The following is a 16,812-nucleotide window of genomic DNA, read 5'->3' on the forward strand; positions in this document are numbered from 1 at the left end:
ACAGATAAGATTAAACGGAAAATTATTATCTGTTTTTGTGCCTATTTTGATAGCACAAAATGGCTGATGGGTAAACCACCAGCCATCAAGCCTGAGAAACAGGGCATAAGAGAATCAAAAATTATTTGATCTCTACTTTTGCACCGGCTTCTTCTAATTCTTTCTTAAGCGCTTCAGCTTCTTCTTTAGAGATGCCTTCTTTTAACGCTGCAGGCGCAGATTCAACCAAGTCTTTCGCTTCTTTTAAGCCTAAACCGGTCGCACCACGTACTGCTTTGATTACTGCTACTTTGTTTGCACCAGCTTCAGCAAGAACTACATCAAATTCAGTTTTTTCTTCTGCCGCTGCCGCTGCGCCACCTGCTGGTGCTGCCGCTACTGCTGCCGCTGCTGAAACGCCGAATTTTTCTTCCATCGCTGTGATTAATTCAACGATTTCAGTTACAGTTTTAGAAGCAATCGCTTCAATGATTTGTTCGTTAGTTAATGACATAACAATCAATTCCTAAAATAAATAAAGTTAAATGAAGTAAGAAACGCTTAACAATTAAGCTGCTTCTTGTAATTTGTCGCGTAATGCCGCAAGAGTGCGAGCAAGTTTGCCTGCCGCAGCTTCTTTCATTGTGCCCATTAAACGTGCAATTGCTTCTTCGTAAGTTGGTAATGTTGCTAAGAATTCAACATCTTGGATCTTACCTTCAAAGGCTGCACCTTTAATTTCAAACTTATCGTTTGCTTTAGCAAACTCTTTGAACAAGCGGGCAGCTGCGCCCGGGTGTTCATTAGAGAACGCGATAAGTGTTGGACCTACAAACGTATCCTTCAAGCATTCGTAATCTGTGCCTTCAACCGCACGGCGTAATAAAGTATTACGAACCACACGCATCGTTACACCAGCTTCACGAGCTGATTTACGTAATTCAGTCATTTTATCAACAGTCACACCGCGGGAATCTGCGATCACTGCTGAAAGTGCACCTTTGGCTGCTTCATTTACTTCAGCAACAATTGCTTGTTTGTCTTGAAGATTTAATGCCATTGGCTTTTAGCTCCTGAATACACTCCGATTTCTCGGAATTAATTTACCCAATCTAAGATTAGGACGACTTCGGTGCCCAGAAGCAAGAAAAATTCTTATTCTGTACACCATCTACGTAGGATGATTAAGATTGCTCCCCTACGGTCTTGGACGGGGCTTGAATAGGTCAAGCACCAACCAGAAATTTTACGCGCTAGGCGCAAACAAGGGTGGAATTATAGAGCCAACCCCTCCCTTTGTAAAGTCTATTGTTGAAAAATTCTGCGAATTTTAACCGCACTTTTTTGTTATTTTCTCACCGCAATGGCTTCAATTTCCAGCCCAACATCTTTTGGTAAACGTGCGACTTCTACACAAGAGCGAGCGGGAAAAGTCGGATGATTGTTCTCTTTAAAGAAACGCTCATACTCCGCATTCACTACAGCAAAATCATTTAAATCTTTCACGAATACGGTCGTTTTTACAATGTCCGCCACGCTTAAACCGGCTTGTTCCACAATTGCTTTTACATTTTCTAAAGATTGACGGGCTTGCGCTACAATATCAGTCGGCACTTCGCCTGTTGCCGGATTTACCGGAATCTGACCTGAAGTCAACACCAAATTCCCTAAATCAACCGCCTGAACATAAGGACCAATTGCCGCAGGGGCTTTCTCGGTATGAATAATTTTTGTCATCATTAATTCTCCTTTTCTTATCTACCATCGAGAAAAATGCGGTAAAATCAACCGCACTTTTTATTAATCAATTTCCTTCAACACATCATCAGAAAGCTCTTTTTGTGAATCTTCTTTTACCTTTCCATCATTGACTTTAAATTCTAAATTTTGGAAATAGGCTTCACGGAACGTCACATAAGGATCTTGTGCTTGATTCAATAATTCTGCATTATCCAAATTTTTTGCCCGTGCGTCTAATGCTTGCACACCGTATTTAACCAATGAAAGTGGGTTACCCGCAACCCACTCCCAGAACGGATACATATAGGCAGCATCGACTACCGCACCGGTTAATTGGCGGGGTGTTGTCGCATTATAAAGTGGAAGCACCATATAAGCCCCCTCATCAACACCGTAACTACCTAACGTCTCACCAAATCCACGTTGTTCATAAACCTGTAATTCTTTGCTTGCACTGGCAAAATCAAATAAACCACCGATGCCGAATACGGTATTAATCCAAAAACGATTAAAATGCACAAAAGCTTTTTTAGGCTCGCCCTCAATCATACGGTTTATAAAACTCACCGGCTCATCCAAATTATTCGCTACATTAGTGAGCCCTTTTGTTAGTGGCTTCGGTAGATAATCACGCCAACCTTTTGCTGCGGGTTCTAATACGTAGCGATCCACTACTTTGTAGTTAAAATCCCACATCGTGCGGTTAAACCCTTCCATTGGATCATTACGCTCTCCATTTGGCTTGGTTGCACAGCCGGTTAATACCATTGCCCCCAAAAGTGCGGTCAATATTGCCTGTTTTTTCATAAAATATCCTTTAATTCCGAGAATAGTTTAGAGCGTCCCCATAACTTATAAACTATAAGCCCTAATATACGGCAACTTACCTTTCTCCAACATATCTTGAATGCCGCTCTGGTGATCATTGTTACCTAAACCGCGTAATTCAAAGGTAACACCAATACTGTTATCATACAACACCTCATCTTGTCCTTGATTTTGGCGGCTTGTCACATAACGTCTTGCGCCTACACCAACCGCCCAACAGCAGCTGTTATACTGTACGCCAAGGTACTGTTCTACCGGTTTTTTCAAGGCTAAGTCTTGATAATACTTTCCTACTACCGCCCAATTATCCGTCACTTCCCAGGCGGCCACTAAACCTAATTGTTTAATATCTTGGTTGTAGGCATTAGCGGATCGCCCTAAATTTTGGTCGATATAAGCTTGGCTCGCATAACGATAATTTAACTGAATTAAATTATTTCTTTCCGGATTATATTCAATGCTGGTATTGGCTAATGAGGTTTTCTTTAACTGAGTATCATATTGATAGCTACCGTGCCAGTTCCAATTATCGTTGATTTTCCAGTTTGATTCCAACGCCCAAGAGGAAGAAGAACGCTGCGTACTATTTGCCGGATTACTGTCGATTTTAGAGTCCGTTAAGTAGTAGGTTTGTCCGGCAGAGAAATTAAAACGCTCCGTTGAATGTCTATCATAAAAACGGGTTGTTCCCCCTAATGTGATTTGGTTAGCAGAAGCAATACGGTCTAACCCACTATAACGGCGATCACGGAACAACGAATAATAATCTTGCTGAACTAACGAGGAATCGTAACCATACCCCAAATAATCACTAGTACGGCTCGAACCGATATTGCTTTGATTACGATATGGGCGATACAAATACTGCACGCGCGGTTCAAAGGTTTGCGTGTAATCTTTTAAGAAGGTGGTATCCCGTGCCAAAACGGTTTGTAAATCCACTTTAATTTGCGGAATGACCCGATTAACCCGACTTTCAATCTCTTCTGCGCCTACCCCTTTTCCTTTTTTCTGTTGGTAATGGGTCGCATAAAGTTTGGTTTCAATATTCAGGCTACCATATTTATTCGACATTGCCGTGGCTAAACTTGGCTCAAGATGAAAACGCCAAGCCGTTGGCATAAGAGTACTATCATTATCAAAACGCACTGCTTGAGAAAATAATTTGAAGTCTAACCAGCCATTTGCTAAATCATTTTTATAATAGTTAAAATCAATTTGCGGCATCGCCCGATAAGGTCCGATATTGACCTCATCAAAAATTTGGAATTGGCGGGCGGAAATGGCGAAATTATAATTTGGCTGATAATAAGCGATACGGGCATATTGGTTGGCATAACCGTCCGTGCTACTCCCATAGTCAGAAGTAAAATCGGTGAAATAGCGTTTATCACTCACACGCGTATAGTCAATATTCAAACGCCAATTTTGAAGGAAAGACGAACTGTGATTCCAATAAAAAAGATGACGTTTACGATCCTCGCTATAGTATTTATCATAGCGATCACGCCCTAGATATTCACCGGCAACTTTGCCTTCGCCAACCGGCGTTAAATAACGAAATTCACCGTTTAATTGCCAACCACGGTGTGACATATATTTCGGTGTAATGGTCGCATCATAATTCGGTGCGATATTCCAATAAATCGGTTGGGAATACCAATACCCGTCACGGCTCGAACTTCCTGCACTCGGAATTAATAAACCGGAACGGCGGCGATCACCGATAGGGAGTTGCAAATAAGGGGTATAAAATACCGGCACACCCAGCACTTTAAAACGTGCGTGCCACATTTCCGCATATTCTTCTTTAATATACTGACGAATTTCCGAGGCATCCACCGCCCACGCATTATCATTTGGTAAGCAGGAAGTAAAAGTGGCATTTTTCATCACACGGGTATTATTGCGCAATTCAATCTCTTGCGCTTTTCCCCGCCCTTGGCGACCCACCAACTGATAATCGGCTTCCGTCACATTTCCGTCTTTCGAATCCAAATTAAAATCCGCGTTTTGCCCCAACAGATTAATTTGATCGTCTTTATAATCAAATCCACCACTCACATGAGCAAAACGTTGTAATGCTGCCCCTTCACCGGTTTGCTTTACTTCCACGGAATCGGCAACCAAATGACGATTACCTTGCTTGAGATCCGCATTTCCTCTATAAATAGCACTTGTCGGCTGATTAATTTCCGCATCGTCTGCTTCAATATAAACAGGCAGATCATTTGGATTATTCGAGACGACTTCTTCACCGGAAAACTTAGGCACGCCGACCAAACATTGAGCACGCAAATCCGCCAAACCCGTTTGGCTATAAAGTGCGGTCAAAATAGAAAGGGAAATTAAAGTATATTTTTTATTCATAATTCAATGTTTCATTGATGAAATTGAAGCGATTATACTGGAATATCATTTACAACAACAGCCATTTATATGGTCGTTCACTAAGCCCATGGATTGCATAAAGGCATAGCAAGTGGTTTCCCCTACAAAGACAAAACCCCGTTTCTTTAAGGCTTTTGACATGGCTTTGGAAATGTCGGTTTTTGTCGGTACGGCAGATAAATCCGGTACATCATTTACCATGGGCCGATGGTTCACGAAGGACCAAATAAAATCACTGAAATTTTCACCGCACTTTTCCATCGCCAAATAAGCATTGGCATTTTTGACGATGGCTTCCAATTTCGCACGATGGCGAATCAGCCCTTCATTTTGCATACAGGCATCAATATCAAGTGCGGTCATTTTTGCGACTTTTTCGGGATCAAATTGATGAAATGCCGCACGATAGGCTTCACGTTTTTTCAATACGGTAACCCATGACAATCCGGCTTGTTGCCCTTCCAAACAGATTTTCTCAAATAACTTTTGACTATCAAATTCCGGCTTGCCCCACTCATTATCGTGATACGCAATGTAAATGGGTAAATCCCCTGCCCACGAACATCTTGTCATTGAATCTCCTTTTTGAGTTCGCTATAAACCTTCGTAAAATCCGGCATCACTCCACGCCATAAACGGAACGAATGTGCCGCTTGCGCTACCAACATTCCCAATCCGTCGCTGATATTCGCCAACCCCAGACTTTTACAATTTGCAATAAAGGGCGTGTCTGCTCCTTTGGCGTATTGCATATCATAAAAAGCCAGCCCCAATTTGAGGATATCCGCCGAGACGGGGACGGTATTTCCGCTTAAACCCGCAGAGGTGGCATTAATAATCAAATCGTAAGATTGGCAAGGAATATTATCCATCGCCACCGATTGAATCTCGCCATAAGGCTGAAATGTCTCCGCCAAGGCTTCAGCTTTTACTAAAGTGCGGTTAGCTAACACAATATTTTGTTGGGCTTGTAATAAGGGCAATAATACACCTTGAGTTGCACCGCCTGCCCCTAAAATCAAAATACGCTGATTCGGTTTTGTCCAATTTAAACGCACTAAATCCGTCACTAATCCCACGCCGTCCGTGTTATCGGCATAAAGCCTACCATTCTCTAATTTTTTCAGCGTATTACAAGCCTGTGCAAGTCTAGCCCGCTCACTGTGTTCATCGGCAAGTTGATAGGCTCGCGCTTTAAAAGGTGCAGTCACATTACAGCCTTTTGCACCACAAGAGAAGAATACGGCAAGTTGTTGCTCAAAGGTTTCCGGATCACCCAATTTTGCCTCATAGATCATCTCTTGTTGGGTTTGTGCCGCAAATTTACCTTGAATCCAGGGCGATAAACTTTGTGCAATAGGATTTCCCCACACCGCATAGCTATCCATAATTATCCTTGTCTAAAAAGTTGGTTAGTAATCAAATCACGAATTTCCGACGGATTTTTGGCTTTACCCACCGCCAAATCTAACACGGGAAAATCCTCACCAAATTGTAACCGCACTTCCTCTGCGGTTCTGCAAGGAGGCGCACCGGTTAAATTCGCGCTCGTTGAAGTCAAAGCAAAACCCGTTGCTTCGCATAAGCCCTGCACCGCAGGATGATCGGTCAAACGTACTGCAATGCGATTAAATTTTCCGGTAAGAAAAGCGGGAACATTCGATTTTGCCGGCACGACCCAAGTAATAGGGCGATCGTAGTGAGCCTTTAATCTCGCAAGTTGAGTGTCATTTAAACCGCAAATATCAATAAAAGGTAACAAGAAATCCAGCGTTGGCGCAATCAAAATCAACCCTTTTTCCACCGGACGCTGTTTTAAATCAAGCAATTTTTTGACCGCACTTTCGCTGAGTGGATTACACCCTAAACCAAACACCGCCTCGGTGGGGTAAGCAACAACCTGATCTTGTAATAAATATACGGCGATTTGTTGTAAAGTCATTTGGACATCTCAAAAATATGACGACAAGTTTTATTGGCGCATTGCATTTGTTGCCCTGTTTCCTTTTCACTTTTTAATAAGGCGAGGGGGAAACCGCATTGCGGGCAAGGAGCTTCATAAGGCTGTGTCGGTAAAGAAAATTTACAATGGGGAAAGCTGTCGCAACCATAAAATGTTTTACCTTGTCGCCCACAGCGAGCCACCAAATTTCCTTTCCGACATTCGGGGCAGGGTATTTGCGCGTCTATTTTTTGTTCTTCGTGCACCACAAAATCACACTGCGGATAAGCACGGCAACCAATAAACATCCCAAATGCCCCTTGCTTCAACTGTAATAAATCGCCACATTGCGGACAGGATTCCTCAAGCTCTTTCAATACCTTATGCTCTACTCGATGCAGAGGACGTAAATAATCACATTGCGGATAGGCGCTACAACCCAAAAACAACCCTTTTTTGCCTTGCTTCATTTGCAAAATCGAACCGCACTTAGGGCAGTGTTCTTCTTGTTTAGTGTGATGAAAAAGGGATTCGTTCATAATCACTCCGCATTCGATAATATTTCTTCCAGCATCTCTTGGTTTTCCATCCAATCAGTCTCTACCGCTTCCAACGCTTTTTTTGCCTCCACTTGTTGCACCAAAAGTGCAGTCAGTTTTTCTTTATTTTCAGCACTGTAAAGGGCAGAATCCGCAAGTCGGTTTTCAATTTCCGCAAGCTGTTCGGTCAATGTATTCATTTTTTCTTCTAACTGTTTGACTTTCTTACGAAGCGGGGCAGTTTGCTGGCGTAATTCAGCCTCTCGGCGTTTTTGTTCTTTACGACTTTGGTTGGAATGGGCACTTTCTGTCGGCACATTTTCTTCCGCTGATTTTGTGGCAGATTGGCTGTTTTGTTCCATCAGCCATTTTTGATAATCCTCTAAATCCCCTTTAAATTCTTCCACTTGTTTATCATGTACCAAGTAAAATTCTTCCACCGTATTGCGTAGTAAATGGCGATCGTGCGACACCACCACCAATGATCCCTCATAATCCACCAAGGCTTCCGTCAAGGCTTGACGCATATCAAGATCCAAATGGTTGGTCGGCTCGTCTAACAACAATAAATTCGGGCGTTGCCAGACAATCAACGCCAAAACCAAACGAGCTTTTTCACCACCGGAAAAGGAGGACACGGGCTGATTCACCTTATCACCGTGAAAAGCAAAACTGCCGAGGTAATCACGCAGTTGTTGCTCTGTTTGATCCGGTGCGAGTTTTTGCATATGCCACAAGGCAGATTCTTCCGCACGGAGCGTATCAAGCTGATGCTGGGCGAAATAGCCCAATTGCACACCTTTGGCGAGCTGTACCGTACCGGAAAGTGCGGTCAGTTCTTGCGCCAAAAGTTTAATCAAAGTCGATTTCCCCGCCCCATTTTTACCAAGTAATCCAATACGGGAACCCGGCACAAAATTGAGTTTAATTTTACTCAAAATTTCAACCGCACTTTCCCCACTGCCATAGCCTGCGCTCGCTTGTTCAATCATCACTAAAGGATTAGGCAAAGAAACAGGCGGGCGAAAAGCAAAAGTAAAGGGATTATCCGCATACGCCGGCGCAATTAATTCCATTCGTTCTAAGGCTTTCACACGGCTTTGCGCCTGTTTTGCTTTAGTGGCTTTAGCTTTAAAGCGATCAATATAACTTTGTAAATGGGCAATTTTTTGTTGTTGCTGGCGATACATTGCCGCTTGTTGAGCGAGTTTGGTGGCACGTTGCACTTCAAATGAGGAATAATCCCCCGTATATTCGTTGAGCTTTTGATGCTCTATATGCAAAATTTTAGTCACGATAGGATCAAGAAAATCACGATCATGAGAAATCAACACTAACGTGCCTTGATAATTCATTAACCAACGTTCAAGCCAAATGACCGCGTCCAAATCTAAATGGTTGGTGGGTTCGTCAAGCAATAATAAATCCGAAGGGCAAAGCAACGCTTGCGCTAAATTCAACCGCATCCGCCAACCACCCGAAAAAGATTTTACCTCATGTTTCGTTTCCGCCTGCGTAAATCCCAGACCGTGCAACAGCGTTTCCGCCCGAGATTGAATCGTCCAAGCATTAATGGCATCAAGCCTGTCGTGAATACGTGCAATGGCGTTGCCGTCATTGCGTTCATTCGCCTGTTCCAGTTCTGCCTGCAAACGACAATATTCTCGATCCCCTTGAATTACATAATCCAATGCGGATATTTCTAACGCCGGCGTTTCCTGATTCACCCATGATACCGCCCAACTCGACGGATAAGAGATTTCTCCCCCCTCGGGCTGAAGCTCTTTTTTCAATAACGCAAACAAAGAAGATTTGCCACAACCGTTTTTCCCCACCAACCCCACTTTTTGTTTTGGATTAATAGTCGCCGTAGCATTTTCCAATAATTCCGTTTGACCACGTTTTAAGGAAATATTATTAAATATAATCATGTTTATAAAATATGCCTGATTTTATGGCTATTTTGCCGAATTAGATACAGTCCAACTACGACACGAAAACGGAACTCATACCTTAACAACGATATTGTCTATTCCGTCAAAGAATTACATCATAATCTAAATACAAACGGTCAGTTTGCCAAAAAATTTTGTAAACTGACCGCCTGTATTTTGTGATAAAGATAAAAATCAGCTTTTAGTTTTTAGCCTTTAACAAACGAATAATTTCTTTTAACGATTCAATTTCATTTTGTTTTTGTGCTAATAAGTCATCTTTATTTTTTATTAATTCATCTTTAAATAAAATGAGATTGTCTTTATTTTGAATAATTAATTTTAATTTTTCTATTTCTACGGCACTTAATTCATTACTACCGTAATAGGTAACATTATTATTATCGGCGGAATCGTTAAGCATAAAATAAACGCCCTTATTTGCAGTTTGCATAAATTCTAGGGCATCCATATTGAAGATATTCGCAATTTGTTCGAGTTTTTCCAAACTGAGCTTGGTTTCTCCCCGTTCAATGCGTGCATAGCCGTTAAGCGACATATTCATTTTTTCTGCCATTTCTTCCTGCGACCATTTGCGAATTTCCCGCATTGTCCTAATTTTTTCCTTCAAATCCATTACACACCTCATTTTTTGGTAAATTTGCACCGTAAAAAGAGAATTTCACACCGTTTACGTTACTGGTTCATTTATCGCGAAAGACTAGAATAGATTGTAGGTTTTATCTGTTTTTTATGCAAGTTTACATTGTGATAGGGTTCAGTATGTCTGATTTTCTTTCCTCTTTCCTTTCGTCTTTCAATTTTAATTTAGGCACATTCGGTTTTCCGTTAGAAACGGTCATTATCTTCTTTGCGGTGATTGCATTGTCGGTTTATTTGGATCTCTTTGCTCATCGTAACAACAAAGAGATCACGGTCAAAGATGCCTCTCTCTGGTCTCTGTTTTGGATTGGGCTGGCATTGGCATTTTATGGTTATTTGTGGGGGCGTTTTGATAAAGCGTGGGCAGATTTGTACCTTGCGGGCTATGTCTTGGAAAAAAGTTTATCCGTCGATAATTTAATGGTGTTTATGGCGATTTTTGCTTCATTTGGGATTACGGGGAAATTACAACATCGAATCTTATACTGGGGCATTATCGGGGCATTGATTTTCCGTGCGGTATTTGTCGTGATTGGAGCGGGATTATTTGCTGCAAGCCCTTATGTTGGCTTTATTTTTGCGGCTTTTATGATTTGGAGTGCCGTCAAAATGCTAACCGCGGGGGAGAATGATGATGAAGAAATTGAGGACTATTCAAACCATTGGAGCGTACGTTGGACGGGTAAACTGATTCCAACCTATACCAAATTATTTGGCGAGCGTTTTATAGTGAGACACGCTGAATTAAATGCTCAGCAGATCTCGTCCATTACACGCAAAGGCTTACGCTATGCCACGCCTGCCTTTTTATGCCTAATGGCGATTGAAACCTCCGATGTGGCATTTGCTTTTGATTCTGTGCCGGCGGTGATTGCGGTAACACAAGAACCACTCTTAGTTTATGCCGCAATGATTTTCGCCATTCTCGGTTTGCGTAGCTTATATTTTATTCTTGCCGCATTAACCAAATATTTAGTACACCTCGAAAAAGCCATTATTGCTCTCTTATTTTTCATTGGCATCAAAATGGGCATTCAATCTTGGAATCATGCCATCGGTGATACGGGAATTCATATTTCCCCGAATACCAGCTTATTGATTGTATTAGGCGTGTTGGCGTTAGGGGTGATTGCTTCGTTTGTATTTCCAGATAAATCAGAAAATTAAATAAAATTTAAGGAGATTAAGTATATGTATAAGACTAAACGCATATTGATCACTTTTTTATCTTTATGCTCTCTTTCTCTCAACGCACAACAATATGTAATGCCTCCAACATCCAGTACAAGCAGTTATGTTCCCGTCATTAGTGATGAATTAATGAAGCAGTGTGTAGAAATTTATAACAAAGCAGATTGGTTGGATAAGGCATTAAATAAGACTTATTTAAATCAATATTCAAGTTATGACATAGCTGAATATAACCGCAAAGTGAATCAAGTCAACCAGTGGACAAATTGGTTTAATCAACATTGTGCAGGAAAACAATCTCATTCTGCGTGCCAAGCTGCACAAGAATTAAATCGTAAAGCGGGTAATCCTACCCAAAGCTGTCGTTAAATTTATTTAATCAACCATAACAGGAGAGACAAAATGTCAGTATCTTTATCAAAAGGCGGTAACGTGAGTTTAAGTAAATCCGCTCCAGGGTTAACAAAATTAGTCATTGGTTTGGGCTGGGATACCCGTTCAACAGATGGCGCAGAATTTGACCTTGACGGAAGTGCATTCTTACTCACATCAAGTGGAAAAGTGCGGTCAGATTCCGATTTTATTTTCTACAATAATTTAGTTGCCGCCGATGGCAGTGTCGAACACACGGGTGATAACCGCACGGGTGAAGGTGATGGAGACGATGAAAGTTTAATCGTACATTTGAATAAATTGCCAACGGCCATTGAGAAAATTGCGGTAACGGTTACTATTCACGATGCTGAAAGTCGCAAACAAAGTTTCGGGCAGGTGTCTAATGCGTTTATTCGTTGTGTAAACGGTGATAATAATCAAGAAATTGCCCGCTTTGATTTAACCGAAGATGCCTCAACAGAAACAGCGATGATTTTTGGTGAAATTTATCGTCATAATGGGGAATGGAAATTCCGTGCCGTCGGTCAAGGCTTTGCGGGTGGATTGGCTGCTCTAGCAAGAAATTACGGTATTAGCATCTAATAACAGCGAAATAGGTAAGCGATTACCTATTTTTCTTTGTGGAGAAACAAAATGGCAATAGATGTAACGAAAAAACCGAAAATTTCACTGAGCAAGGTGGTGTTAGAAAAATCGGGGGATTCTCACCGAGTCGATCTTTCAAAGAGTAATGAACAAATTACGATTAATTTAAATTGGACGCAAAAGAAAAATGCAGGGCTGTTCGCTAATTTGTTTAATAAAAATCAGGATATTGATTTGGATTTGGGTTGTTATTACGAATTGAATAATGGCGAGGCATCTGTTATTGACGGATTGCAATTTTCCCACAATCGGGGCGGTGCGAAAAATCAGAGAACCCGTCAAGGTTGCTATACTCAGGCACCTTGGATTTGGCATTGTGGCGATGATAGAGGTTCGGGCAGCCAATCCGGTGAGAATATTTTGGTCAATCCAAGTGGAGTAGAGGCTATCCGCCGTATCATTGTGTACTGTTTTATTTATGATGGTATCGCAAAATGGGGAGAATCTGACGCCGTTGTTACGGTGAAAGTGCCCGGACAGCCCGATATTGTGGTGGAAATGGGCAGACAAACCGATCCGAGAACATTTTGTGCGATTGCTTCTATTGAATTTAATGGAAAACAGATGGCAGTTCGCAAAGAAATTACTTTCCATAAGGGACATAAAGAGTGCGATAGGTACTATGGTTGGGGCTTTAGTTGGGGAACCGGGTCAAAGTAAAGTATTTTCGTGAGAGTAAAAAGTCACTTTTAGAAAGTGGCTTTTTTTATGAAATATAATCACTTCGACAAAAGCAAGCAAGGTGGGCAACGATAAATATCCGCTTGCCTGAATTGGCAAAATAGGCGCTTGCAGGCGGTGAGATATTGGCAAAAATAGACACATCTCAAATAACAAAAAAGAATTATTCTCAATAACTAAAGTATGTTATAATTTGGCGCTTTTTACTTTTAACAGGAAAACAGTGATGTCTAAATTATATCAATTTCTTTTCGCTGCCGCCGTACTGGTATTCAGTGGCTTTACCTCCGCCGTCACAGTAAAAGACCAAAAGGGCGAGTTCAGCTTAGAGTATGTGCCACAACGGGTAGTTGCTTTGGAATACTCTTATGTTGATGCGTTGGCGCAAATCGGTGTTAGTCCTATCGGTGTGGCAGATGACAATGACAAAACCCGTATATTGCAGCAGGTACGGGACAAAATTCAACCATGGCAATCGGTCGGCACACGTTCCCAACCAAGCCTTGAAGCTATTTCGGCGCTCAAACCGGATTTAATCATTGCCGATGAAAACCGTCACAGCGGTGTATATGAAGAACTAAAAAAGATCGCGCCGACAGTTGTATTTAATTCCCGCAATGAAAATTACCGTGAAAACCTTGAAACAGCCCAAAAAATTGGTGATTTACTCGGCAAATCCGATCAAATGCAGGCACGCATTGCCCAACATCAACGGCGGATAAGCGATATCGCCCAGCAACTATCGAAAGGATATAAAACAATCATTGGCATTTCCCGTGAAACGGAATTTCGTTTATACAATAATGAATCCTATGCCGGTGGTTTAGTTGAGGCCTTGGGGCTTACAATGCCTAAAGCCCCTGCCGATAACAAACCCAGTGCGTTGGTCGGCTTAGAACAAGTCGTAGCAGAAAAACCGGAACTAATGATTATTACTCACTACCGAGACGAAAGCATTGCGAAAAAATGGCAAAGCGAAGCCCTGTGGAAATTGATTCCGGCGGTAAAACAACAACGCATTTTGACCGTGGACAGTAACCTTTGGGCAAGAGCAAGAGGGATCGAAGCAGCAGAACTAATGGCACAGCAGCTGCAAACTTTTTTGACAAATACAAAATAGATGGCACTTTTGCTACGTTGGGCTCTCCCGATTATCACCTTACTTCTGCTAATATGGGGAGGCCTATTTCTCTATTACCCCACCCCGATTTCAGCCTTGGACAGCCTTAGTATTTTTGGGCAGTCAGTGGATGAAATCGTCCAAATCACTGTCTTTGATCTTCGTTTACCCCGTGCATTAACAGCTGCAATAATGGGGGCAAATTTAGCCGTTGCCGGCACACTGCTTCAAACGATTACCCGCAACCCGCTTGCATCTCCCTCGCTATTAAGCGTCAATGCCGGCGCCAGTTTAGCAATGGTCATTGCCACCGCTGTATTACCGACAACTTCTCACCATTACAGTATTGCACTGATCGCTAGTCTTGGCGGTGGTCTTAGCTGGTTGTTGGTAATGATGATTAGCGGAGGTTGGCAACTGAATGCAAATCGCCAGCGAGTTATTCTAGCCGGCATTGCGGTATCGCTGTTTTGCGCCGCATTGACCAAACTGGTCATCATCATTGCCGAAGATCACGCCGCCAATATTATGAATTGGTTGGCTGGTGGTTTAGCACACGTTCGTTGGGGCGAATGGCAAGTGGCATTCCCTTTCTTTTTACTCACGATACTGTTTAGCCTACTATTTGCCAGCCGATTGAACTTACTTCATTTAAGCGATGAATCAGCACAAACACTAGGGATAAATTTATCCCTCATCCGTTGGTTAAGTAATGTCGTCGCACTACTGATTGTCGGTTCAAGCGTTACTATTGCCGGTCCGATTGCTTTTATCGGCTTATTAATTCCCCACCTTGCACGTTATTGGATAGGTTATGATCTTCGAAAAGCACTACCGATAGCAATGCTATTCGGTGCAAGTTTGATGCTGTTTGCCGACATTATGGCGCGAGCGGTCAATTTTCCTAGTGAGATCCCCGCCGGAGCAATTTTAGCGCTGATCGGAGCACCAATTTTTATCCTATTTGCACGAGGAAAACAGACATAATGGTAAACACACGGTCAGTTCCGCGCACTTTTTTACAAAAAAGCCTCTATTTTGTCTGTTTGCCAATATTATTAGGACTAATAATGGCAAACCTCCAATTCGGTACGGTGAGCCTATCTTGGCGAACTATTTTTGACATTGTACAAAACCCTGCTCATCCTTACGCTTTTACCTTAATGGAATACCGTCTTCCCCGCACTTTACTGGCAGTTGTGATTGGCGGTTCATTGGCAGTTTCGGGGGTATTGATTCAAAGTATCGTCAGAAATCCACTCGCTTCGCCGGATATTTTAGGCATTAATAGCGCAGCAGGGCTAGTCGCCGTAGTATGCTTACTGTTCTTCCCTGCTCTTGATTTCTATTGGCTACCTATATCCGCCTTTATCGGTGGTGTAAGTGCTTTTTTATTACTTTGGTGGCTATGTGGACGAGATTTTCGCCCGATAAAAATGGCGATTGTTGGTGTGGCATTGGCGAGTTTATGGGTCGCTCTCAGTCACTATCTGATGCTCTCATACCCAATGGACATTAACGTCGCAATGCTATGGCTGACCGGCAGTTTGTGGGGACGCAGTTGGAATTATGTCTCGGTTGCCGTGCCACTCCTCTGCATATTATTACCGCTGAGTGTGGTATTTTGTCGAGATTTAGATACCTTATCCTTAGGTGAGCAAAAGGCCGCCAGCCTTGGTGTGCCATTGCAGGCAACACAAATAACCATTTTACTCTTGGCTGTTGCCCTCGCTACTACGGCAGTTGCTGTTTGCGGCCCGATTAGCTTTCTTGGTTTAGCCGCACCGCATTTGGCACGTTATCTTGTGGGCGGAAGACATGGCCGCTTACTTCCGACCGCCTTTTTATTAGGGGCGATATTACTACTGCTGGCGGATATTTTGGCCCGTGTCATCGCTCCCCCCATTGAACTTCCCGCCGGTATTCTTACTGCCATTTTAGGAGCACCCTACTTTTTCTATTTACTTATGAGAATAAAATAATGCTTGCTGTTACCGATCTTCAACTGGCTTACCAAGAGACTATTATTATCCCAAATCTAAACATCACCTTTCCACAAAACCAAATTACGGCATTACTTGGGCCAAACGGTTGTGGCAAATCTACTCTATTGAAAGCTCTTGCCCGTTTGCTGAAGCCTAAATCGGGAAAAATTCACTATCAAGCGGTCGATATTTGGCAAAAATCTGCAAAAACCTATGCCAAAACCCTTTCATTCTTACCGCAAAAACAGATTATTCCTGAGGGGATCAGCGTGAGAGAGTTAGTTTCTTTCGGACGTTCTCCTTATCTGAATTTATGGGGGCGATTAAGCCCGCAAGATGAAAGCTTAGTGGAACAAGCGTTAGCGGCTACCCAAATGACAGTATTTGCCGATTATCCGGCGACAAGCCTTTCCGGTGGTCAGCAACAACGAGCGTTTCTGGCGATGGTGCTGGCACAAAATACTGAAACTGTTTTACTAGACGAGCCGACCACCTATTTGGATCTCAGCCATCAAGCCGAGCTAATGACAATGATGCGTACCTTACAGAAACAGGGCAAAACAGTTATCACAGTATTACACGATCTCAATCAAGCCTGCCGCTACTGCGATCATTTGGTTGTTCTGAAACAGGGTGAATTGGTTAAACAGGGTACACCGAAACAGGTAATGAGTGAACGACTGCTGAAACAAGTATTCGATCTGGATGTCGAAATTCACGCCGATCCCGTCAGCCAAACGCCGATGTTTGTCTTTAAATCATAACATTCTACAATTTC

Annotated in this window: 19 protein-coding genes; 8 read left to right on the forward strand and 11 right to left on the reverse strand. The window is 42.5% G+C overall.

The features are described 5' to 3' along the window. Nucleotides 1-121 precede the first annotated feature (121 nt). From rplL to A3GE_RS0110695, 11 genes are all read right to left on the reverse strand, one after another. Nucleotides 122-493 carry a 50S ribosomal protein L7/L12 gene (rplL, locus tag A3GE_RS0110645; RefSeq protein ID WP_018357245.1) on the reverse strand — a complete coding sequence of 124 codons (372 nt, stop codon included), beginning with the start codon at nucleotides 491-493 and terminating at the stop codon, nucleotides 122-124. A 54-nt stretch (nucleotides 494-547) separates the two neighbouring features. Next, complete coding sequence (gene rplJ, locus A3GE_RS0110650) at nucleotides 548-1,039, reverse strand: 50S ribosomal protein L10 (protein ID WP_018357246.1); 492 nt, start codon at nucleotides 1,037-1,039, stop codon at nucleotides 548-550. A gap of 287 nt (nucleotides 1,040-1,326) precedes the next feature. Continuing rightward, nucleotides 1,327-1,716, reverse strand: a complete 390-nt coding sequence (locus A3GE_RS0110655) for a RidA family protein (RefSeq protein ID WP_026215482.1) — start codon at nucleotides 1,714-1,716, stop codon at nucleotides 1,327-1,329. Between the two features lie 63 nt (nucleotides 1,717-1,779). Then, a complete protein-coding gene (locus A3GE_RS0110660; RefSeq protein WP_018357248.1) occupies nucleotides 1,780-2,526 on the reverse strand; it encodes an MlaA family lipoprotein in 747 nt (248 codons plus the stop codon). A 45-nt stretch (nucleotides 2,527-2,571) separates the two neighbouring features. After that, the gene (gene lptD, locus A3GE_RS0110665) at nucleotides 2,572-4,917 is read right to left on the reverse strand and encodes an LPS assembly protein LptD (RefSeq protein WP_018357249.1); all 2,346 of its coding nucleotides are present in this window, start codon (nucleotides 4,915-4,917) and stop codon (nucleotides 2,572-2,574) included. A gap of 45 nt (nucleotides 4,918-4,962) precedes the next feature. Beyond that, nucleotides 4,963-5,511 carry a DNA-3-methyladenine glycosylase I gene (locus A3GE_RS0110670; RefSeq protein ID WP_018357250.1) on the reverse strand — a complete coding sequence of 183 codons (549 nt, stop codon included), beginning with the start codon at nucleotides 5,509-5,511 and terminating at the stop codon, nucleotides 4,963-4,965. After that, a complete protein-coding gene (gene aroE, locus A3GE_RS0110675) occupies nucleotides 5,508-6,326 on the reverse strand; it encodes a shikimate dehydrogenase (protein ID WP_018357251.1) in 819 nt (272 codons plus the stop codon). The genes A3GE_RS0110670 and aroE overlap by 4 nt, the downstream gene beginning before the upstream one ends. A 2-nt stretch (nucleotides 6,327-6,328) precedes the next feature. Next, nucleotides 6,329-6,880, reverse strand: coding sequence for an L-threonylcarbamoyladenylate synthase type 1 TsaC (gene tsaC / locus A3GE_RS0110680; RefSeq protein ID WP_018357252.1), 552 nt, complete (start codon nucleotides 6,878-6,880; stop codon nucleotides 6,329-6,331). Further along, entirely contained in the window at nucleotides 6,877-7,419 is a 543-nt protein-coding gene (locus A3GE_RS0110685) for a DNA topoisomerase family protein (RefSeq protein WP_018357253.1), read from the reverse strand. The genes tsaC and A3GE_RS0110685 overlap by 4 nt, the downstream gene beginning before the upstream one ends. Nucleotides 7,420-7,421: 2 nt before the next feature. After that, a complete protein-coding gene (locus A3GE_RS0110690; protein ID WP_018357254.1) occupies nucleotides 7,422-9,350 on the reverse strand; it encodes an ABC transporter ATP-binding protein in 1,929 nt (642 codons plus the stop codon). A gap of 205 nt (nucleotides 9,351-9,555) precedes the next feature. Next, on the reverse strand, nucleotides 9,556-9,990 hold the full coding sequence (locus A3GE_RS0110695) for a helix-turn-helix domain-containing protein (protein ID WP_026215483.1): 435 nt from the start codon (nucleotides 9,988-9,990) through the stop codon (nucleotides 9,556-9,558). 146 nt (nucleotides 9,991-10,136) lie between these two features. Here A3GE_RS0110695 and A3GE_RS0110700 point away from each other — a divergent pair, with 146 nt between their 5' ends. From A3GE_RS0110700 to fecE, 8 genes are all read left to right on the forward strand, one after another. Next, on the forward strand, nucleotides 10,137-11,183 hold the full coding sequence (locus tag A3GE_RS0110700) for a TerC family protein (RefSeq protein ID WP_018357256.1): 1,047 nt from the start codon (nucleotides 10,137-10,139) through the stop codon (nucleotides 11,181-11,183). A gap of 24 nt (nucleotides 11,184-11,207) precedes the next feature. Next, nucleotides 11,208-11,576, forward strand: a complete 369-nt coding sequence (locus tag A3GE_RS0110705) for a hypothetical protein (protein ID WP_018357257.1) — start codon at nucleotides 11,208-11,210, stop codon at nucleotides 11,574-11,576. A 33-nt stretch (nucleotides 11,577-11,609) separates the two neighbouring features. Then, on the forward strand, nucleotides 11,610-12,185 hold the full coding sequence (locus A3GE_RS0110710; protein ID WP_018357258.1) for a TerD family protein: 576 nt from the start codon (nucleotides 11,610-11,612) through the stop codon (nucleotides 12,183-12,185). A 51-nt stretch (nucleotides 12,186-12,236) separates the two neighbouring features. After that, on the forward strand, nucleotides 12,237-12,908 hold the full coding sequence (locus tag A3GE_RS0110715) for a TerD family protein (protein ID WP_018357259.1): 672 nt from the start codon (nucleotides 12,237-12,239) through the stop codon (nucleotides 12,906-12,908). A gap of 247 nt (nucleotides 12,909-13,155) precedes the next feature. Continuing rightward, nucleotides 13,156-14,049, forward strand: a complete 894-nt coding sequence (locus A3GE_RS0110720; RefSeq protein ID WP_018357260.1) for a Fe(3+) dicitrate ABC transporter substrate-binding protein — start codon at nucleotides 13,156-13,158, stop codon at nucleotides 14,047-14,049. Then, the gene (fecC, locus tag A3GE_RS0110725) at nucleotides 14,050-15,036 is read left to right on the forward strand and encodes an iron-dicitrate ABC transporter permease FecC (protein WP_018357261.1); all 987 of its coding nucleotides are present in this window, start codon (nucleotides 14,050-14,052) and stop codon (nucleotides 15,034-15,036) included. Continuing rightward, nucleotides 15,036-16,031 (forward strand): Fe(3+) dicitrate ABC transporter permease subunit FecD, encoded by a 996-nt coding sequence (gene fecD, locus A3GE_RS0110730; protein WP_018357262.1) that lies wholly within the window; start codon nucleotides 15,036-15,038, stop codon nucleotides 16,029-16,031. Before fecC ends, fecD begins: the two co-directional genes overlap by 1 nt. Next, on the forward strand, nucleotides 16,028-16,798 hold the full coding sequence (fecE, locus tag A3GE_RS0110735; protein ID WP_026215486.1) for a Fe(3+) dicitrate ABC transporter ATP-binding protein FecE: 771 nt from the start codon (nucleotides 16,028-16,030) through the stop codon (nucleotides 16,796-16,798). The genes fecD and fecE overlap by 4 nt, the downstream gene beginning before the upstream one ends. The last annotated feature ends 14 nt before the right edge of the window (nucleotides 16,799-16,812 follow it).

The organism is Rodentibacter pneumotropicus DSM 21403 (assembly GCF_000379905.1).
GTDB classification, from domain to species: Bacteria; Pseudomonadota; Gammaproteobacteria; order Enterobacterales; family Pasteurellaceae; genus Rodentibacter; species Rodentibacter pneumotropicus.